Here is a 20361-nt window from a genome sequence, read left to right on the forward strand (position 1 = left end):
TTGACCACTTGACCTCCCGCGTCCAGCTGCCGCTGTTCGCCGCGACATGCAAGATACTGCGGCGATCGTGCCGCTTTCACCCTAACAGGGCTTTGAGCCGGGCTGATGAGAGTTAGGAGCCAGGCAATTCGGATCGCGATTAATGTGGGGCATGCTCGCCGGCCGACGCAATGGTGCTGACGTCCTTTTTTGCCGGTGCGGGCAGGTTGCGACTTGTGAGTGGAGAAGGTTGGATTTCAGGTTCACTCCCTCCGCCATTTTGAAGCCAATTTCTTCGTTCCTGCGCGCACGACGTCGAGTTTCCGGGCGCAAGGCGGACCACCGCCCGCCATGGGCGCCACCGCATTCGCCGGCGCACTCGATGTGGTCGACAACATCCGGCCATTCTACACCGACAGCAGCATGAAAACGCTGAAGCCGATGCCGGAATTCAAGGTTGTCTTCATGGTCATGCCGAAAGCCCAGCGCAACATGATGATGAGAGAATGCCAAGATGCGGCCCAGAGCAAGCCTTACGCGGAGTTCTGCGGCGACGTGAATGCACTGGCCGGAATGAAGTAGCCGCTCCTGATCCCCAATCGGGAATGAATACTATCGAATGCATGGATGATGGCGAGCGGTGCCCGCCATCATTCGGAGTGGCGGTGCTCAACGACCGAACACTTCTTTCACGGTATCAACAACCTGCCGCAAAGCGAAAACTGTCACCCGCCGCGCCAAGCACGGACAGACCGGCGGCTGGCGCTTCGTCGGGTTGATTTCTCCGCCCGAATATGATGCTTCTCCCGCCTATGAATAAACTATTTTCTGCGGTTCTCGCATGGATGATACTGGCTTGGCCGGCCAGCGCGATGGACAGCGCATTGCGCGCCGGCCTGCTGAAACTCGATCCGCAAACCCGGCTGGAGCAGCGATGCGACGCCGAAATTCTCGACCGGATTACCCGCGACGACCACAAATACAAAGCCGATCGTGTCGTCGCCTACGCTTTTGCGACGCCCGAAATGGGCGCCGATGCGATCAAGAGCCCGGGTGCTGCGTTTCGTAGCAAAGGACAATGGTACCGGCTGAAATTCAAATGCGAGACAGCGCCGGACCATATGGAAGTCCTGCAGCTCCGCTACCGGATCGGTGATGAAATTCCGGAAAGCGACTGGCCCAAATACAATCTCTATAACTAGGCATTCGCGACCCGTGGCCGCATTTTGCCGGTGTTTCGGGCCGATCGTCGCAAACTCTGTATATTGCCGCAATAACGGGCGGTTTGCCGACCTTGTTCCAACCAGTCCCTTGACGCCCGGGAACCATACACGTTAGGGCCCTCCAGGCATTCGACGCGAACGGTCGGCCAACCAGCAAGGGACTTCCAGTCGATGGAAATTTTCACTGCCGCGGGCTTCTCTGCCCTGCTCCAGGTCATCGCCATCGATCTCGTGCTTGCAGGCGATAACGCCATCGTCATCGGCCTGGCCGCGGCGGGCTTGCCGGTCGAGCAGCGCAAGAGAGCGATTCTCATCGGCGTGGTGGCGGCGACGGTGCTGCGTATCGGTTTTGCCGCGATCACCGTCACCCTGCTGCAGATTGTCGGCCTGCTGCTGGCCGGCGGTATCTTGCTGCTGTGGGTGTGCTGGAAGATGTATCGCGAGCTGCGCACGTCCGATGCCGACGAGGTGGAGGCGACCGAAGCGTTGTCCAATTCCGATATCAACAGCGATGATATGGTGGCCGGCAAGGCGCGCAAGAAGACCTTGGGTCAGGCAGCATTGCAGATCGTCATCGCCGACGTGTCGATGTCGCTCGACAACGTGCTGGCGGTCGCCGGCGCAGCGCGCGATCACTTCCAGGTGCTGGTGATAGGCCTCGTCCTGTCGATCGCGCTGATGGGCCTTGCCGCGAGCTTCATCGCCAAGCTCCTGCACCGCCATCGCTGGATCGCCTATATCGGCCTTTTGATCATCTTCTATGTCGCACTCGACATGATCTACCGTGGCGCGGTGGAGGTCTTGCCGCATGTCAGCAGTGCGGTGAGCTGACGCGTCGACTCGAATTCGCATCGGCCGGCCTTTCAGCTTCGGCGAGCCTTCGGCGACACTGGCGGTTGCGTTTCGCCGCAGCCGCTGCCCATACCAATGCCCCGACAAGTGTGATACTGCGCCGCCAATCCTGAAAATCCGGAAAGCTTTGATGTCCGCCCCTCGCGTTAGTTTCGTCAGTCTTGGATGCCCGAAAGCCCTTGTGGATTCGGAGCGCATCATCACGCGCCTGCGCGCCGAAGGCTACGAGATCGCCCGCAAGCACGACGGTGCCGACCTGGTCGTCGTCAACACCTGTGGCTTCCTCGATTCGGCCCGCGACGAATCGCTCAACGCTATCGGCTCGGCACTTTCGGAGAATGGAAAAGTCATCGTCACCGGCTGCCTCGGCGCCGAGCCGGACGTCATCCGTGAAAGACATCCCAACGTCCTCGCCATCACCGGCCCGCAAGCTTATGAGAGCGTGATGGCGGCGGTGCATGAGGCAGCACCGCCGAGCCACGATCCCTACATCGACCTTTTGCCGCCGCAGGGCGTCAAGCTCACGCCGCGCCACTATGCGTATCTCAAGATTTCGGAAGGTTGCAACAACCGCTGCACCTTCTGCATCATACCGGCGCTGCGTGGCGACCTCGTATCGCGGCCGGCCGCCGACGTGTTGCGCGAAGCCGAGAAGCTGGCCAAGGCGGGGGTCAAGGAGATCCTCGTCATCTCGCAGGATACCAGCGCCTACGGCATCGACATCAAATACCAGGCCAGCATGTTCGGCGATCGCGAAGTGCGGGCGAAATTCCTCGATCTATCGGAAGAACTGGGCAAGCTCGGTGTCTGGGTGCGCATGCACTATGTCTATCCCTACCCGCATGTCGCAGACGTCATCCCACTGATGGCCGAAGGCAAGATCCTTCCCTATCTCGACATTCCGTTCCAGCACGCCTCGCCGCAGGTGCTGAAGAACATGCGCCGGCCCGCTCATGGCGAAAAGACGCTCGAGCGCATTCGCGGCTGGCGCGAAGTCTGCCCGGACCTTGCCATCCGCTCCACCTTCATCGTCGGCTTCCCCGGCGAGACGGATGACGATTTCGAGATGCTGCTCGACTGGCTGGACGAGGCCAGGATCGACCGCGCCGGCTGTTTCAAATACGAGCCGGTCAGAGGCGCCCTCTCCAACGGGCTCGGCCTCGAGCAAGTGCCGCAGGAGATCAAGGAAGCCCGCTGGCATCGCTTCATGCAGCGCCAGCAGAAGATTTCGGCAACGCAGCTCACCAAGAAAATCGGCAAGCGCCTGCCGGTCCTGATCGACGAGGCGCATGGCAATTCGGCCAAGGGCCGGACCAAATACGACGCGCCCGAAATCGACGGTTCGGTCCATATCCAGTCGCGGCGGCCACTGCGCGCCGGCGACATCGTCACGGTCAAGATCGACCGCGCCGACGCTTACGACCTCTACGGCTCGGCGGTCTGATATCATTCAGTCCAAAATAAAAGGGCGCCGCGTAGGCGCCCTTTGGTTCGATTTGTTTTCGCCTGCTTACTGCGGCAGCTTGTCGTCAACGCCCTTCACGTAGAAATTCATGCCGAGCAGCGTGCCGTCGTCCGCGACCTCGCCTTCCTTCAGCCACGGTGTGCCGTCCTGCTTGGCGATCGGCCCGGTGAAGGGGTTCCAGCCGTCGGCGATCTTCTTGGTGGTGGCCTCGGCCATCGCCTTCACGTCGTCGGGCATGTTGGTGAACGGCGCCAGCTTGACGGCGCCGTCCTTGATGCCGAGCCAGACATTGTCGGGCTTCCAGGTGCCGTCGAGCGCCGCCTGGACCCGGCTAATGTAGTACGGGCCCCACTCGTCGGTCAGCGAGGTCAGCTGCGCGTGCGGCGCGAACTTGATCATGTCGGAGGACTGGCCGAAGCCGTGCAGCTTGCGCTCCTCAGCCACCTGCAAGGCAGCGGTCGAGTCGGTGTGCTGGACGATGATATCGGCGCCCTGGTCGAACAATGCTTTGGCAGCGTCGGCCTCCTTGCCGGGATCGAACCAGGAGTTCACCCACACGATCTTCGCCTTGAAGTTCGGGTTGATCGACTGTGCGCCGAGCATAAAGGAATTTATGCCCATCACCACTTCCGGGATCGGGAAGGAAACGATGTAGCCGGCGACGCCCGACTTCGATTGCTTGGCGGCGATCTGGCCAAGCACGTAGCGGCCTTCATAGAAACGCGCATTGTAGATGCCGAGATTTTCGGCCGTCTTGTAACCGGTGGCGTGCTCGAACATCACCTTGGGAAATTTCTTGGCGATCTTCACTTCCGGGTCCATGAAGCCGAAGGACGTGCCGAAAATGATCTTGCATCCCTCGCGCGCCAGGCGCTCGAAGGCGCGATCGGCATCGGGGCCTTCGGAGACGTTTTCGAGATAGGCGGTCTCGACCTTGTCGCCGAGTGCCTTTTCCACCTCGAGGCGGCCTTGGTCGTGCTGGTAGGAGTAGCCGAAATCGCCGATCGGGCCGGTGTAGACCCAGCAGGCCTTCAGCTTGTCCGCCGCCTGGGCTGAGGCCGCCAATGACAATGCGGCCGTCGTCGCCATCAGGGCAATAAGCAGTTTTTTCATTGTGTTACCTCTCTGAGTTAAGCCTTGGAGCTTCCGTCTTTTTGTTGTCAACGATCCGGAACGAATGGCTGGCCCAAGGATGCCGGCGTGTTCATCATCGTCAAACGCTTGTTGCGCGAGATTAGAACGAGAACCACGATGGTTGCCAGATAGGGCAGCGAAGAAAGCAGTTGCGAGGGGACCGGAATGCCGAATGCCTGTGCATGAAGCTGGCCGATCCAGACCGCGCCGAAAATATAGGCGCCGGCCAGCACCCGCCACGGCCGCCAGGAAGCGAAGACGACCAGAGCCAGCGCGATCCAGCCGCGGCCGGCGGTCATGTTCTCCACCCATTGCGGTGTGTAGACCAGCGACAGGTGGCCGCCGGCAAGGCCGGCACAAGCGCCGCCGAAAATCACTGAGAGATAGCGGTAGCGGATGACGTGGATGCCAAGCGCATGGGCGGATGCATGGCTGTCGCCGATCGAGCGCAGCGTGAGCCCGGTGCGGGTCTTGAACAGGAACCACATCACGGCGGCGGTCAGCGCGATCGAGATGTAGAAGATTGGATCCTGGCCGAACAGCAGCCTGCCAATGACCGGGATTGGGGTCAGGCCGGGAATATCGAGGTTTGGCAGCCTTTCGCCGGGCTGGCCGACAAAATTCGTCCCCATCATGCCGGAAAGACCGAGGCCGAGCAGTGTCAGCGACAGGCCGGTTGCCACCTGGTTGGTGGCCAGCGACAGCGTCATGACGGCGAACAGCAGCGAGAACACTGCCCCCATGGCAATTGCCGCCAACAGCCCTATCCACGGCGAGCCGGTGAGATAGCCGGCGCCGAAGCCGCCAACCGCACCCATGATCATCATTCCTTCGACGCCGAGATTGAGCACACCGGAACGTTCGACCACCAGTTCGCCGATCGCCGCGATCAGCAGCGGCGTCGCCGCCGTCGCGATGGTCAAAAGGATGTTGACGGTGATGTCCATCAGCGAGCTTCCTCCAGCTTCGGGACTGTCTCGAGTTTCGGCGCAGCAAAGCCGATCAGGCGGATGCGATAGTGAATGAGCGTGTCGCAGCCGAGCACGAAGAACAACAGCATGCCCTGGAACACGCGCGCCACCTTGTCGGAGATGCCGAGCGCGCTTTGCACCGCCTCGCCGCCGAGATAGGTCAGCGCCAGCACAAGGCCGGCGGCAACGATGCCGAGCGGATTGAGCCGGCCGAGGAATGCGACGATGATGGCGGTAAATCCGTAGCCGGGCGAGATCACCGGCTGCAACTGCCCGATGGCGCCCGAGACCTCCGAAATCCCGGCAAGTCCGGCCAGTGCGCCCGACAGCAGGAAGGCAAAGAAGACCATGCGGTTAAGGCCAAACCCGGCGAAGCGCCCTGCCCTCGGGCTTGAGCCGAGCACGCGGACCTCGAAGCCTTTCAGCATACGGCTCATCAGGATCCAGATCAGTATCGCCGCGACCAGCGCGAAGACAAATCCCCAGTTTGCCCGGCCGGATTCCGGAAGGAGTTCCGGCAGTATGGCCGAGTCGTTGAACTGGATGGTTTGCGGGAAACCGTGGCCCTGCGGATCGCGCCACGGCCCGCGTACCAGCCAATCGAGGAAGAGCTGGGCGACATAGACCAGCATCAGGCTGGTCAGGATCTCGTTGGTGTTGAAGCGCGTCTTCAGCAGTGCCGGGATTGCAGCATAGGCGGCCCCACCGACCATGCCGAAAAGAAGCATCAGCGGCAGCACCAATGGGCCTTCGAACTGCGGAAACAGCACGGGGGAGATCGAGCCGACAATCCCGCCCAGGATGAACTGGCCTTCGGCGCCGATGTTCCAGATGTTGGCCTTGTAGCAGACCGACAGTCCGACCGCGATCAGGATCAGAGGGGTGGCCTTGATAGCCAGCTCATGCAGCTGCCAGACCTGGCTGATCGGTTCGATGAAGTAGATGCGGAACGCGGTCAACGGGTTGACGCCGAGCAGCGCGAACATGATGGCACCGGCAATGATCGTCAAAACGAAAGCGATGAAAGGCGAGAGTGCCGAAAACAGCATCGAGCGCTGCGGGCGTTTTACAAGTTCGAGGCGCATCAAGCCGTCTCCAGCGTATGTTCGGCATGCCCGGGTTCGGCGCCGCCCATCAGCAGCCCGATCTTCTCGAATGTCGCTTCAGCTATCGGCAGCGGCTTCGACAATTCGCCATTGTGCATGACCGTGATCGCATCGGAAATCTCGAACAGTTCGTCGAGGTCCTGGCTGATCACCAGCACCGCCGAGCCGCTGCGTGCCAGTTCGATCAGTGCCTGGCGGATGTGGGCCGCCGCACCCGCGTCGACGCCCCAGGTCGGCTGATTGACCACCATGACGCTTGGCCGGCGGTCGAGTTCGCGGCCGACGATGAATTTCTGCAGATTGCCGCCCGAAAGAGCCGCAGCCTCCGGATCCGGCGCGCTCTTGCGCACGTCCATCGCCTTTATGATGCGCTGGGCAGCGGTATAGATCGCATCGCCCTTGACCATTCCACCGGCGCCGACAAAGATCTTGCCATCGGTGGCGTGGCGCGACAGAAGCAGGTTCTCCGAAAGCTTCATGCGTGGTGCTGCGCCATGGCCGAGCCGCTCTTCCGGGACGAAGGCAGCGCCCATCAGGCGCCTGCCGGTGATGGTGAGGCCCCCGGCATCCTTGCCACGGATGCGGACCGAGCCGGCATCCTGCTGCAGCACCTCGCCGGAAACGGACTCGAAGAATTCGCCCTGGCCGTTGCCGGCGACACCGGCAATGCCGATCACCTCGCCGGCGCGGACCTCGAGATTGATGTTCCTGAGCGGGATCGAGAACGGGGTCGCCGGCTTGCGGGTGAGTTCGCGGATTTGAAGCAGCGCCGGCGCGGTCTCGATACCCTCGGCCGGCGCCCGCACCACGGCCTGCACCTCGTTGCCGACCATCATCCGCGCCAACGAAGACGCGGTTTCCTGGCGCGGATTGCAATGGCCGACCACCTTGCCGTGACGCAGCACGGTGGCGCGGTCGCAGATGCGTTTGACCTCTTCCAGCCGGTGCGAAATGTAGAGGATAGACTTTCCTTCCGAACGCAGCCGTTCGAGCGTCTCGAACAGCTTATCGGCCTCCTGCGGCGTCAGCACCGAAGTCGGCTCGTCGAGGATGATGAGTTGTGGCGTCTGCAGCAGGCAGCGGATGATTTCGATACGCTGGCGCTCGCCGACCGACAGATCACCGACCAGCGATAGCGGATCGAGAGGCAGGCCGTAACTGTAGGAGAGCGCCCTCGCCTTGGCCGCGATCGTGCTGATCGGCGAGCCGTCATCCAGCGACAGCGCGATATTCTCCGCCGCCGTCAGCGCTTCGAACAGCGAAAAATGCTGGAAAACCATGCCGATGCCGAGCTTTTTTGCAGCGCCGGGGCTGGTGATCCTGACCGCCTGGCCATTCCAGAAAATCTCGCCGGAATTAGGTTCCAGCGATCCAAACAGCATTTTCACCAGCGTCGACTTGCCGGCGCCGTTCTCGCCAAGCAACGCATGGATCTCGCCCTTGGCGATGTTGAGATCGACATGGTCGCACGCCGTCAGCGTGCCGAATATCTTTGTGAGGCCGCGAACCTCCAGCAGGTTTGCGCCGTCCTGATCTGCACTCACGGTGCCTCCATCTGGTTTGCCAGACATGTTCTGTGTTCCCGCAAACATCGTATGCGCGGCCTGCTCTCTACGGTAAGCGCCTCACGACTTGAAAGAGCTTCAAGAATTTCAGCGGAAACTCAAGCGGTAAAGAGCAGTTCGCAAGAACGGCGGCGTCGGCGGGCCGAAACTGCGGGCGCTCAAGGGATAAGTATCGTTGTCCCGGTGGTCCTGCGCCCTTCAAGATCGGAATGTGCCTTGCCCGCATCGCTGAGCGCGTAACGCTGGTTGATCTTGATCTTGACGGCGCCGCTGAGCACCACATCGAACAATGCGGCGGCGGAAGCCTCGAGGTCGTCGCGCATGGCATTGTAGACGAACAGCGTCGGCCGCGTTGCGAACAGCGAGCCCTTCTGCGCCAGCAAAGAGATGCTGAAGGGCGGGATCGGCCCAGACGATTGACCGAAGCTGACGAAAGTGCCGAGCGGCCGCAGGCAATCGAGCGAGGCTGGAAATGTGTCGTTGCCGACCGAATCGTAGACAACGTCGCATTTCTTGCCACCGGTGATAGCGGCAACGCCGGCGACGAAATCCTGTTCGCGATAGTTGATCACGTGATCGAAGCCATGCGCCTTGGCGAGCTCGATCTTGTCGGTTGAACTCGCGGTGCCGATCACCGTCGCGCCGAGATGCTTGGCCCATTGGCCGAGGATCAGGCCAACACCGCCTGCCGCCGCGTGGAACAGGATCGTATCGCCGGCCTTCACTTTGAAGGTACGGCGCAACAGATACTCGGCGGTCATGCCTTTCAGCATCATCGCCGCGGCCTGTTCGTCGCTGATGCCGTCGGGCACCTTCACCACGCGGTCGGCGGCGATCACGCGCTGCCCGGCATAGGCACCGGTGGTCACTGCATAGGCGACGCGATCGCCGGGCTTGAGCCAATCGACATCTTTGCCGACCTCCAAAACCACGCCGGCCGCCTCGCCGCCGGGGATCAGCGGAAATCCGCCCTGCGGCGGATAAAGGCCCGAGCGATAATAGACGTCGATGAAATTGAGACCGATCGCGGTGTGCTTGACCAGGATCTGTCCCGAGCCCGGCTGCCCGGGATCGGCATCCTCATAGGTCAGGACCTCCGGGCCGCCATGGGCATGGATGCGGATCGCTTTGGACATTTTCAGGCTCTCTTCGGATCAGGCTTTCTTGTCCGGCTTGGCGCCGAGATTTGGAAAGAACTGCATGATAGCGCCGATGCAAGCGAGGTAAAGCCCGGTGACCGTAATCCCGATCTTGATGAAATCGCTGACCTGCTCGCCCAGCACGCCGATCTGGTCGTAGAAGGAGGCAAGTGCGGCCTGGGCCAGCGCCAGCGCGCCGAAAGCGCACCAAAGCAGCGTCATGCCGAGATTGATTGGCCGCAGCCGCTTCACCCGCACCGGATGGATGAAATTGATCGGCACGAAGGTGAGAATGCCGGCCACCACGACCATGGCGAAGGAAACCCATTGTCCTGGTTCGATGACGAACAGCGTGAACACCACCATGTTCCAGACGACCGGAAAGCCTTTGAAGAAATTCTCCTTCGTCTTCATGCCGGTATCGGCATAGTAGATTGCGCTCGACACCACGATTATCGCCGCCGACAGGAACGACAGGCGCTCGCCCATGAAGCCGCGCTGATAGAGCGCGAAGGCCGGAATCAACACGTAGGTCACGTAGTCGATGATGTTGTCGAGCAGTTCGCCCGACCATGTCGGCAGGATTTCCTTGACGTCGAGCTTCCTGGCGATCGGCCCGTCGATGCCGTCGACGAAAAGCGCCAGCCCCAGCCACCAGAACATCGCCGTCCAGCGCTGCTCGCTTGCTGCCACTAGCGACAGAAACGCCAGGAATGAGCCCGACGCGGTCAAGAGATGGACCGAGAACGCCCGCGCCTGCGGCCATGTGACTTTCTTCTTCGGCCGCGGAATCCGGTCGGCGATTTTCCTGGCCGTCGTCTTCTTGCTCACGGGCCCCGCCAGTCCAGCTTGCAGATTTCGGCCGAACGGCCGGCAAAGTTCCAGTTGCGGCCAAAGGCCCGCATTTTGCTCTTGTCGGATTTGGCGACGATGATTTCCGGCGCAATCCAGTATTCCGAATTGCTGATGACCGTATCCTTGTCGCGATCCTTGCCGGTGATTGGCGTCACCGCGCCATCGATGATCTTCGGTATCTGGAAGATGCGCGTTTTCTCACGCGTCTCGTAGGTGATCGGCACCTGCTCGGCGCCGAGGAACTTTCCGACCAGGATGGAGAGCAGCGATGTGGTTCCGCCAGCCTTGCCGGTGAAGATCTTGGTCAGTGCTTTCACAGCGTAGACCGAAGCGCGCTTGTCGATGAACAGACCGGCCGTCCAGTTGCCGCGACTCATATAACCGGGGATTTCCATGATCAGCCCAAGATTGAGACCGGACAGGTCGACCTCGCCGAAATGGCCGGCATCGATGCGGAACCCCGCCCAGGTCTGGCAATAGCCCTCGGTCGGCGGATGACTGCCGAGCGACAGAACGCAAGGGCAAAAAACCGTGCAATTGCAGGAGAGGACGAGCTCTCCCTTCATTGCCCAGTTTTGATCTGTCATCGAATTCTCCCCCTCATGCCGAGACTACTAGTAGCGCGGCCGCCCAGACAAGCAGTATCGCACCGCCCAACCGCGTCGGCAGATTGCCTGCCGTCTGTTTTTCGACCAGGCTGAACAGGCCGATCAGCGCCATCCAGAACACGTTCATCACACCGACGGCAAACATTACCAGCATCAGCGCCCAGCAGCATCCAAGGCACCACAGGCCCTGCTCCATGCCGAGCTGGAAAATGCGAATGGGCCTGGCGCTCCAGTTGGCGAACAGGACCGAGAACGGATTTCTGCACTTCTCCAGACAGGCTTCCTTCAGCCAGCTGAACTGATAGAGACCAGCGATCGACAGCGCGGCTGCTCCGGCAATTCCAACCAGCGGATCGAGCATCTGCCCGGATGACGCGAATGCATCGACTGCGAGTGTCAGGGCCGCCAACATTGCCGAGGCGCCAAGCCAGACGCTCAAATATCCAGCGACCAGGATCAGCGGATGGACGACCGGCTCCCTCTTGATCCGGGCGGTATCTGCGATCTCGCAATAGGTGCGGATCATCGGCGCCGCGGAGGGCAGCATGGTCGCGATAGCCATCAACAGCCACATCGCGGTGAGTGCCCCGCCTTGCGCGCCTAGGCTTGCGCGAAGCGGCGCCGGCGCAAGGCAGAGGGCGAAGAAACGCGCGAGGAAATCCGGCAACGGCAGTTGCGGCAGATATTCCAGCACGGCGTCGCCGGGTACATCGGCGCCCGGGAGCCGGCTTACCGCCCCTCGAACTGCCATTGCGCCGAGAAGGAGCCAGGCAAGGGCGATGCCCATGCCGGCAACAACGCTCACGGTCAGTCGAGGGCTGCGCGCAACGCTCGCCATCGCGCGGCCGGTACCGTCGAGGTGGCTGAAATCGTCTTTTTGGCCGGTCATGGCAACCGAATGGGCCGAATCGCCGCGTTGATCAAGCCGCATCACCTGACCTATATGGACCAGCAGGTCGGACAGGCCTCACCTCGCAATTCGGAAGCCGAATTTGGACCATCGGGAAACAGCACGGATACTGGTCGCCGGCAGCGGCCCTGCGGGGCTGATCGCGGCGCTTGGCTTTGCCGAGGCGGGCTTTCCCGTGACGCTCGTCGGACCCGAGGCAGCCGGCCCCGACGGCCGGACGACAGCCTTGATGAACCCTGCCCTGAAGATGTTCGAACGGCTCGGGATCTTTGACGGAATCAGGCAGCACGCAGCGCCGCTCAAGGTGATGCGCATCGTTGACGCCACCAACCGGCTGATCCGCAGCCCGACAGTGACCTTTCGCGCCAGCGAGATCAACGAAGAGCAATTCGGGCTGAACTTGCCCAACAGCGTTCTCAACCGCACGCTAGCCGAGGCTGTCGCGCATTCGGGCATCGAATGGCGAAAGTCGATGGTGGAGGCATGGCGCCTCGATGCCGACCATGCCCATGCCGTTCTCGCCGACGGCAGCGAGGTTGAGGCGTCGTTGGCGGTTGCCGCCGATGGCCGTCAGTCGCCGGCCCGCGAGGCAGCCGGCATCCGGACCTCGGTCCGACCCTATCCGCAGGCGGCGCTGGTGCTCAATTTCGGTCACCGCAGCGACCATGCTTTCACCTCGACCGAATTCCACACCGAGACCGGTCCGTTCACACAGGTTCCCCTGCCCGGCAACCGGTCCAGTCTTGTCTGGGTGCTCGAGCCCGATATCGCCAGGGACCTTGCGGCACTCGACGACGCCGAGCTTTCGACGCGGGTCGAACAGCGGATGCAATCGATGCTGGGCCGCGTGTCGGTTGAGCCCGGCCGGCAGGTCTACCCCCTTTCAGCGGTGAGCCCGTGGCGGTTTGCGCAGCGCCGCGTAGCCCTTGTCGGCGAAGCCGCCCACGTGTTTCCCCCAATCGGCGCGCAAGGCCTTAATCTCGGCATCCGGGACATCGACGACCTGATCGGTACCGCAAGCAGAAACCGCTCGGACCCGGGCGCCGTCCAGGCGCTTGCAGCCTATGATTTCAAGCGGCGGCCGGACATTCTGGCGCGCAGCAGCGCGGTCAACCTGCTGAACATGTCGTTGCTTTCCGACATGCTGCCGGCTCAGCTGGTGCGCAGCGCTGGCCTGGGCGCGCTTGAGGGGTTTGCGCCGTTGCGGGCGTTTTTCATGCGCGAGGGTCTTCGACCCGGCAGCGGTTTTGCGGCGTTTTTTGGCGGATTGCGAAAAGCGGCTGCGCGATAGCGATCTTGGGCACCGCCCTTGATCCGCATCTTGCGATGCTCAACCCGGCATCAAGGGGATCGGGATTGAATTGACGCGGCGTCTGCGCCAAATAATGACGATGTCGACCGTAAGGTCTGGGCGAATCTTTGCCGGATTGGTGCGTAAGAGTCTAAAGTCTTGGAGCGTTTTCTTGCGTGTTTCAGGATGCGTGGCGTTCAAGAAGTTCAAGTGGTGAGTGCGATGAAGACAGCCAAATTCTCGATCGGACAGGTGGTTCGCCACCGGCTGTTTCCGTTCCGCGGCGTCATTTTCGACGTCGATCCGCAATTCGCCAATACCGACGAATGGTACGAGGCGATCCCCGCTGACGTGCGGCCGCGCAAGGACCAGCCTTTCTATCATCTGCTCGCCGAGAATTCCGAAACGGAATACATCGCCTATGTGTCCGAGCAGAATTTACTCGAGGACCGGTCGGGCGAACCGGTCCGGCATCCGCAGATTGGTGAAATGTTCGACAAGAAGCCGGACGGGCGCTACGAGCCGAAGCACCAATTGAGACATTGACTTAGTCGGGATCTGGCTGGGCTGGGACAGGCTAGAGACATGGCTGGACCCGACAAACGGCCGGTCCAAACGAAAAAAGCGGGGCATGAACCCCGCTTTTTGTTGGTTCGAAAACCCGTCGATCAGTTGGCGGCCTTCGCCTTTTCCTGCTCTTCCTTGAGCTTCTTGGCAAAATCCTGATTGTTCTTGGCGACGAACTCCTGGAGCTTTTTCTGCCGGTCCTCGATGTCCGACTGCTGCAGCGGCGGGCCGTCGAAGGCGCCGCTGAAGCCGGTGAGCGCAATCTTGATCGGGTTTGGCTGGTTCTGGAAATTGACTGAGGTGAGCGTCAGCGCCGAACCCTTCTTGAAGGATGCGACGAGCTGATCGGTCAGCGGCACTTCCGCCACGCAGCGATCCGGGAAACAGATAACATAGTCGAGCTTCTGCGCCTTGCCGCCGTCGATCTGGAGGCCGATGCCGGGAGGAACCAGACGGCCGGTCGGAACCGTCACCTGGAACACCTTGCGGTTCACCTTGCCCTTCAATTCGATCAGGCTGACGCCGGTGATGAGCTGGCCGTTGCCGGCGGTGGTGATGTTCTGGACATTGCAGATGTCGACGTCTTCCTGCTTGGTGCAGGCCTTGAACCAGCCTTGCGGAATCTGCTGTTGCTGCTGCGCGGAAGCAGAGGGAATCCCGGCGCCGAGAATGCCGACCACGCCAGCGGCCATGACCGACAGGCGGTACGCGTTGCTGTTCAGGCTCGTCATGTCGTGCATTCCTCTCAAATGATCCCGGGACCGGCTTTTTTCATGCCGTGTGGTCCAGCTACCTGTTGCCGAAATGAGGCAACAGAATGACTTCGGACGGCGTGTTACACTGCAAGCGATGCCGAATCCAGCCCGGCCCTCGTGAATCTTAGCCGAGGGATTGGGTCAAGGGGTTGGCCGGTGCACGACCGGCTCATGTATGCTGCGCATCGAATCGGGAAGGAGACGGTCATGGGCCGCGTTGTCGTTTGGCTGATCGCCGCAATCTTGTTTGTCGGCCTTTCCCTGCAGCCGGCCCTGTCGGAACCGAAGCACGCGCTTGCCATGCAGGGCGAGCCGGCGCTGCCGGCCGACTATGCTCATTTCAACTACGTCAATCCCGACGCGCCGAAAGGCGGCAGCATTACCTAATGCGTCGTCGGCAGCTTCGACAATCTCAATCCGTTCATCCTGAGAAGCCTGCGCACCACCGCGCGCGGCATGATGGATCAAGCCTTTGGCAATCTTGTTTTCGAGCCGTTGATGCAGCGCAATTACGACGAGGCCTTCAGTCTCTACGGCCTGCTCGCCGATACCGCCGACATGGATCCCGAGCGCAAGAGCATCGAATTCCACCTCGATCCCAGGGCCAAATGGTCGGATGGCGAGCCGGTGACGCCGGAAGACGTGTTGTTCACCTATGACGTCTTCACCGAGAAGGGCCGGCCGCCTTACAGCGACCGTATGGGCATGATCGCCAAACTCGAAAAGACCGGCGACCGCAGCGTGCGGTTCACCTTCAACGACGATGCCAACCGCGAGACTCCATTTATCATCGCGCTGACGCCGATCCTGCCGAAGCACGCATTTAACAAGGAGACCTTCGACAAGACGACGCTGAAGCCTTTGATCGGCAGCGGCCCTTACACGGTGGCGCAAGTGGTGCCCGGCCAGCGCATCGTGTTCAAGCGCAATCCGGATTATTGGGGCAAGGACGTGCCATCCAAGCGCGGCTTCGACAATTACGACCAGATCACGATCGAATATTTCCTCAACGCCAATGCCAAGCAGGAAGCGTTCAAGAAAGGCATCTGCGCCATCGACGACGACAGCGACCCGGTCAAACGCGAGCGCGATCTCGACTTTCCGGCTTTCCACAGGGGCGAGGTCATGGCCGAAACCTTCGATACCGGCATCCCGCCAGTGGTCAACGGCTTCCTGTTTAACACGCGGCTGCCGAAATTTTCCAATCCGGTCGTGCGGCGTGCGCTCGGCATGCTCTACGATTTCGAATGGGCCAACAAGAACCTGTTCGCCGGCAAGTACACGCGCACCGTGAGCTTTTGGCAGAATTCCGAGCTGTCCGCGCTCGGCCACCCGGCCAGCGAACAGGAAAAAGCCCTGCTGGCGCCCTACCCCGGCCGCGTGCCTGCCGATGTCATGGACGGCACCTACAGGCCGCCCGTCACCGACGGCTCCGGCCAGGACCGCACGGTGCGGAAGGCGGCATTCGCGATATTGAAAAGTGCAGGCTATACCGTGCAGGACGGTGTGATGCTCGATCCCGAGAGTAAGCCGTTCGGTTTCGAAATATTGACCGCCTCACAGGACGAGGAGCGTCTTGCCGCCATTTACCAGCGCGCGCTGGCGAAGCTCGGAATTGGCGTCAGCATCCGCAGTCTCGAAGGCGACCAGATCCAGTCGCGCAAGCAGCGCCTCGATTTCGACGTGCTGATCGGTTCTAGCGCCAGCTCGCTGTCTCCCGGTATCGAGCAACGCGCGCGGTGGGGGTCGTCGACAGCAAAAAAGGAAGGCTCGTTCAACCTAGCGGGTGTCGCCGACCCCGCAGTGGACGCGGCGATCGAGGCGATGTTGAGAGCTCGCTCGAAGGAGGACTATGTCGCTGCTGTCCGGGTTCTCGACCGGCTGCTGATCTCAGGCAATTACATGGTGCCGACGCAGCACAACAACCGGCAATGGCTTGCCTATTGGAACTATCTGGAACATCCGCAAAAGACGCCCATATACGGTTATCAGTTGCCGACCTGGTGGCGCAAACCGAAGTGACCTCTTCAGAACAGGAGATCAAGATGAACGACGAGAACTCGATTACCGTCGATGTGGTCTCCGACGTGGTGTGCCCCTGGTGCTTTATCGGCCAGAAACGGCTCGACAAGGCGATTGCCGCCGTCGACATCGACGTTCACATACGCTGGCGGCCCTTCCAGCTCGACCCGACGATTCCGCCCGAAGGCAAGAACCGCCGCGACTACATGGTGGCGAAATTCGGCAGCGAGCAACGCATCCGCGAAATCCATGGCCGGATCGAGCCGTTGGGCGAGGCTGAAGGGATTTCCTTCGCCTTCGACGCCATCAAGGTCGCGCCCAATACGCTGGATGCGCACCGTCTCATTCGCTGGGCCGGGACGGCCGGCGAGGCGGTTCAGAACCGGCTGGTGCGCCGGCTGTTCCAGCTGAATTTCGAGGAAGGCGCCAATCTCGGCGATCATGCCGTGCTGATCGAAGCGGCCCGCGAGGCCGGCATGGATGCCTCCGTGGTCGAAACGCTTCTGCCGACCGACGCGGATGTCGAGGCGGTGCGCACCGAAATCGCCACCGCTTCGCGCATGGGCATATCGGGCGTGCCGTGCTTTCTGCTTGAAGGCAAATATGCGGTGATGGGCGCCCAGGACGCCGATACGCTTGCCGATGCACTCCGCCAGGTCGCCGCGGCCAAGGCACGCGGCGAACTGGAAACGGCCAACTGAGCCGGACTATTGCACCGTCACCTTGGCCTTGCTGACGAAAAAGCCATGGCCATGCTTGCCGGTGCAGGTCAATCCCTTGGTGGATGACTGGCAGAAAAACGGCCCCTTGCTCCAGCTATTGCCGTACGCCAGCTTGGTGACGTCGCCGCAGCAGCCTTGCTCGCCCGGATTCTTGATCAGCGTCGCCGGGCCTTTCGGGCCGAGGATGATGGTGACGTAGCTGGGCTCGACGCGCGAACAGCTCAGTTCCGGTCCGCCATCCTGCGGCTCGTAAGTGCTGGTGCCGCCCTTCGGCGTGTAGATGCAGCCAATATTGCCGGACGGCGTGTTGAACTCGATCTGTCCCTCGGCGTTTGCGGGAACGGTCTGGCTGCCGGCATATGTTTGCGGCAGCCAGGCGAACGTTGCGAGCATCGCCACAAACAATGTCCGTGCAAGCATGAAGAACTTCCCCCCGGTTCAAACCTGGATGCGTCCGGCAGGTTCGATCCGAAGCGCATCTTTGTCAAACGCAGTTTGCGCGCGCTCTAAAAAAGTACGGTCTGATCGATGTTGGTCTGCATCCTGACTGTAACGGCAAAGTCAGTGCTTGGCCGATTACGGGGTCCTGACAAGGCGGCTTCAACCACGAATCATACGGTCACGTTCTGGCCGCCGACGAGGTCGGACCTGACCGTAAAGGCGGACTGAAGATCGGTTCAGGCTGTGAAGATCGACCGCTGGGCGGCGCTTCTATGTTCACAAAGCTGTGTGAAGACCTTCCCTAGGGGAAGGTCTCTACTTGCTCCGGCGCAGGCAAGTAACTACTTGAAATGGCGTTGGTATTCCACCCCTCGAAACGTAACAGCCTAACGCCGCGATCATTCATTCTGTTGCTCCACTGCAACGGCCCGCGAGCTAAGCCACCTGCGGCCGGAGAAAAGCTAATGGAAAATGATCAATTGGTGTTACTGTCCGTAACAAAAGAAAAATCGTTTGGGCGGGATAGTGATTCGGGTCGATAGACCAACGCGACATTCAATATCGGAAAAATGGCTCCGCGGTGCCGCAAGGCAGTCGCCCCTGACGCCCGTATCGTCGATGCGCAGCTTCTGGGGGCTGATGCGGGCCTACTGGTTCTCGGACCGTTGGAAGGAAGCCTGGACGCTGACGCTGGTGATCGCGCTGGTCACCGCGCTGTCCAGCAAGGCCGACGTCTGGTTTACTGTGGCCTTGGCAGAGCTGCAGACTTCGATCGCTTTTTTCCACGATGCCGCGAATACCACGCCACTTAAGACAATACTGACCAACGCCGGTTTGCTCGTGCTGCTGGTCGTGCTCAAGGACGTGGGTATTGCTGGCATTCGCAACCTTGTTTCCAAGACATTGCATCGCAAATGGCGTGGCTGGGTGGACAGCCGCTTCAACGAGGCGCTGCTCGACACCAACCATACGCATTTCCATGCCCAGCATGGTTCTTCCGGCCACGCAGCCCCCGACAACATCGACCAGCGCGTGCAGGAATCCATCAAGGCCATGACCGGCGGGGCCATCGGGCTTGCTATGGGTGTGCTAAGCGTCTTCACATCGTTCTACTTTCTCGGCGGCGAATTGCTGAAAAACTCTGTCGAGGTGAAAGGGCTGGAGTTTCTCGGCAGCTACGGCAGCGCCGTCCTTGCTCTCCTGGCAATCGCTGTCTATGTGCCGTTCAACACCTGGATCGCGGTGAAACTCGGCCGAATGCTGGAGTGGCTAAACGTCAGAATGCAGCAGGCCGAAGGCAATTACCGCAGCGAGTTGATCACGTTCCTGCGCCGCAGTTTTCATGTCGCCGCATCGCAAGGCGAGAATGTGCAGAAGACTGTGCACAGCCAGCGTTATGTCGACATTGACCGTACCTGGGCCAGACTGAACATCGTCAATACCGGCTACGCCTCGTTCGAGCTGATCTATAATTTCATCGGCGCCCGCATTGTCGCTTACGGGCCTGGGCTAGTACCCTTCATCCACAACGGTCTCGACCTCAAGGGTTATTTAACGGCCTCCGAGCAGGTCAATAAGCTGATCAGCAACTGTTCGTGGTTCATCCATGTGATGCCGGAGATCGCCACCTTGCGCGCCAACAGCCAGCGCGTCGTCGAATTGGCGCAGGCGATCGAAAACGTCCAGCATCCGCAGGAATTCTACAGCCTGACCGGCCGGTCCGACTTCCGCTACGATCGTCAGAACCCGGTCTTCGGCCTGACCATCCAGAAGCTCGAACTGGCGCATCAGGGCGAGGACGCAACGCCCTTCCTGAGTGCCGCGAATTTGCGCTTCCGGCGTGGCGAATGGACGTTCCTCAAGGGCGAATCCGGTTGCGGCAAGACCTCGCTGATCAAGGCGATCAACGGCCTGTGGCCTTACGGGCGCGGTACGATTGTCTTCCCGGAAGGGGTCAGGAGTTTCTACGCCGCCCAGGAGGTGAAGCTGCAGCAGGTTTCACTGAAGCAACTGGTCTGCCTGCCCGGTTCCGAGCACGATTTCGCCGACGCGCAGGTCGCATCCGCCCTGCACAAGGCCGGCCTCGGCGATTTCATCGAGCATTTGGCCGATGAGAGACGTGAAGGAAAGATCTGGGATCAGGTTCTCTCGGGTGGGCAGAAACAGAAGCTGGTTGTCGCCCGCATCGTGCTGCAGCAGCCGGGATTGCTGTTCCTCGATGAAGCCACTGGCGCGCTCGACCCCGATGGACGGATCGCCTTCCACCAGGCGATCAAGGACAATTGCCCTGATGCAACTGTGATCTCGATCATGCATGAGGCGACGCCGCCGAGATCGCTCGCGGGCACCGAATTCTACCACAGCGTGGTTGCGATCGCCGACGGCGTCGCCACCAAGAAGCCGCTGGTTCCGAGCTTGCCAGTCGAGCTCACCACCATCCTCACGCAGCCGACGCGGCCGGCCGAGGACAAGTGGCTGCGCTTTCCCCGCCGGCTGAAGCAGAGATAGCCGCGACGCCACTGTCGTTGCCGGCCAGCCTGCCACCTAGCCCGATCACAGTCTCGCGATCCAATCGGTCTGCCGCCGTTTTAACCCGCTCTCGCGATTGACTCGGCAAGGCGCGCTCCTAAGTTGCGCCGGCTCGCAGAGATCCCTACCCGAACCCGCGAGCAGAAAGGTCACCGCGCCATGCCTGGCGACAGTCACAGTCGAACGCAACCGCCGTCAGCTTGACGTGACCTGGCCGGCTCACGTCC

The 20361-nt window shown here is 61.1% G+C and carries 18 protein-coding genes and 1 pseudogene; 9 read left to right on the top strand and 10 right to left on the bottom strand.

The window, feature by feature from the left end; translation table 11 throughout:
* Window positions 1–219 precede the first annotated feature (219 nt).
* From NKH70_RS22990 to rimO, 4 genes are all read left to right on the top strand, one after another.
* Entirely contained in the window at window positions 220–561 is a 342-nt protein-coding gene (locus tag NKH70_RS22990) for a hypothetical protein (protein ID WP_353026080.1), read from the top strand.
* Window positions 562–773: 212 nt separating this feature from the next.
* Window positions 774–1181, top strand: a complete 408-nt coding sequence (locus NKH70_RS22995) for a DUF930 domain-containing protein (RefSeq protein WP_352466186.1) — start codon at window positions 774–776, stop codon at window positions 1179–1181.
* Window positions 1182–1373: 192 nt separating this feature from the next.
* Complete coding sequence (locus tag NKH70_RS23000; RefSeq protein WP_292653611.1) at window positions 1374–2033, top strand: TerC family protein; 660 nt, start codon at window positions 1374–1376, stop codon at window positions 2031–2033.
* 151 nt (window positions 2034–2184) lie between these two features.
* Window positions 2185–3498, top strand: a complete 1314-nt coding sequence (gene rimO, locus NKH70_RS23005) for a 30S ribosomal protein S12 methylthiotransferase RimO (RefSeq protein ID WP_352719482.1) — start codon at window positions 2185–2187, stop codon at window positions 3496–3498.
* Between the two features lie 66 nt (window positions 3499–3564).
* Here rimO and NKH70_RS23010 read toward each other — a convergent pair whose 3' ends face one another.
* The 8 genes from NKH70_RS23010 to NKH70_RS23045 form a co-directional block, all read right to left on the bottom strand.
* Window positions 3565–4632, bottom strand: a complete 1068-nt coding sequence (locus tag NKH70_RS23010) for a BMP family ABC transporter substrate-binding protein (RefSeq protein WP_352719481.1) — start codon at window positions 4630–4632, stop codon at window positions 3565–3567.
* Between the two features lie 47 nt (window positions 4633–4679).
* A complete protein-coding gene (locus NKH70_RS23015) occupies window positions 4680–5600 on the bottom strand; it encodes an ABC transporter permease (RefSeq protein ID WP_352977227.1) in 921 nt (306 codons plus the stop codon).
* Complete coding sequence (locus NKH70_RS23020) at window positions 5600–6712, bottom strand: ABC transporter permease (RefSeq protein ID WP_352977226.1); 1113 nt, start codon at window positions 6710–6712, stop codon at window positions 5600–5602. The genes NKH70_RS23015 and NKH70_RS23020 overlap by 1 nt, the downstream gene beginning before the upstream one ends.
* Entirely contained in the window at window positions 6709–8301 is a 1593-nt protein-coding gene (locus NKH70_RS23025; RefSeq protein ID WP_502908388.1) for an ABC transporter ATP-binding protein, read from the bottom strand. The genes NKH70_RS23020 and NKH70_RS23025 overlap by 4 nt, the downstream gene beginning before the upstream one ends.
* A 152-nt stretch (window positions 8302–8453) precedes the next feature.
* Window positions 8454–9431 carry a quinone oxidoreductase family protein gene (locus tag NKH70_RS23030; RefSeq protein WP_352977224.1) on the bottom strand — a complete coding sequence of 326 codons (978 nt, stop codon included), beginning with the start codon at window positions 9429–9431 and terminating at the stop codon, window positions 8454–8456.
* An 18-nt stretch (window positions 9432–9449) separates the two neighbouring features.
* Window positions 9450–10265, bottom strand: coding sequence for a phosphatidylcholine synthase (pcsA, locus tag NKH70_RS23035; protein ID WP_352719475.1), 816 nt, complete (start codon window positions 10263–10265; stop codon window positions 9450–9452).
* On the bottom strand, window positions 10262–10876 hold the full coding sequence (locus NKH70_RS23040) for a DUF1326 domain-containing protein (protein ID WP_352914710.1): 615 nt from the start codon (window positions 10874–10876) through the stop codon (window positions 10262–10264). Before NKH70_RS23040 ends, pcsA begins: the two co-directional genes overlap by 4 nt.
* A 13-nt stretch (window positions 10877–10889) precedes the next feature.
* Window positions 10890–11786 (bottom strand): DUF2182 domain-containing protein, encoded by an 897-nt coding sequence (locus tag NKH70_RS23045; RefSeq protein ID WP_352977223.1) that lies wholly within the window; start codon window positions 11784–11786, stop codon window positions 10890–10892.
* A 103-nt stretch (window positions 11787–11889) separates the two neighbouring features.
* On the opposite strand from NKH70_RS23045, the gene NKH70_RS23050 reads away from it, so the two are divergent.
* Complete coding sequence (locus tag NKH70_RS23050; protein WP_352977222.1) at window positions 11890–13098, top strand: UbiH/UbiF family hydroxylase; 1209 nt, start codon at window positions 11890–11892, stop codon at window positions 13096–13098.
* A 222-nt stretch (window positions 13099–13320) separates the two neighbouring features.
* Window positions 13321–13644 (top strand): heat shock protein HspQ, encoded by a 324-nt coding sequence (gene hspQ / locus NKH70_RS23055; RefSeq protein ID WP_023675043.1) that lies wholly within the window; start codon window positions 13321–13323, stop codon window positions 13642–13644.
* A gap of 122 nt (window positions 13645–13766) precedes the next feature.
* Here the strand turns inward: hspQ and NKH70_RS23060 are convergent, their stop codons facing one another.
* Window positions 13767–14396, bottom strand: a complete 630-nt coding sequence (locus NKH70_RS23060) for an invasion associated locus B family protein (protein WP_352977221.1) — start codon at window positions 14394–14396, stop codon at window positions 13767–13769.
* A gap of 231 nt (window positions 14397–14627) precedes the next feature.
* On the opposite strand from NKH70_RS23060, the pseudogene NKH70_RS23065 reads away from it, so the two are divergent.
* Window positions 14628–16442, top strand: a pseudogene (locus NKH70_RS23065) (extracellular solute-binding protein).
* Window positions 16443–16465: 23 nt separating this feature from the next.
* A complete protein-coding gene (locus NKH70_RS23070) occupies window positions 16466–17143 on the top strand; it encodes a DsbA family oxidoreductase (protein ID WP_352977219.1) in 678 nt (225 codons plus the stop codon).
* Between the two features lie 6 nt (window positions 17144–17149).
* On the opposite strand, the gene NKH70_RS23075 is transcribed toward NKH70_RS23070, so the two are convergent.
* Window positions 17150–17584, bottom strand: coding sequence for a hypothetical protein (locus tag NKH70_RS23075; protein ID WP_352977218.1), 435 nt, complete (start codon window positions 17582–17584; stop codon window positions 17150–17152).
* Window positions 17585–18223: 639 nt separating this feature from the next.
* Between NKH70_RS23075 and NKH70_RS23080 the strand changes: the two genes are divergently transcribed.
* Window positions 18224–20113, top strand: a complete 1890-nt coding sequence (locus NKH70_RS23080; RefSeq protein ID WP_352719467.1) for an ABC transporter ATP-binding protein/permease — start codon at window positions 18224–18226, stop codon at window positions 20111–20113.
* The last annotated feature ends 248 nt before the right edge of the window (window positions 20114–20361 follow it).

The sequence above is a fragment of the Mesorhizobium sp. M0991 genome, from assembly GCF_040318915.1.
GTDB lineage: Bacteria > Pseudomonadota > Alphaproteobacteria > Rhizobiales > Rhizobiaceae > Mesorhizobium.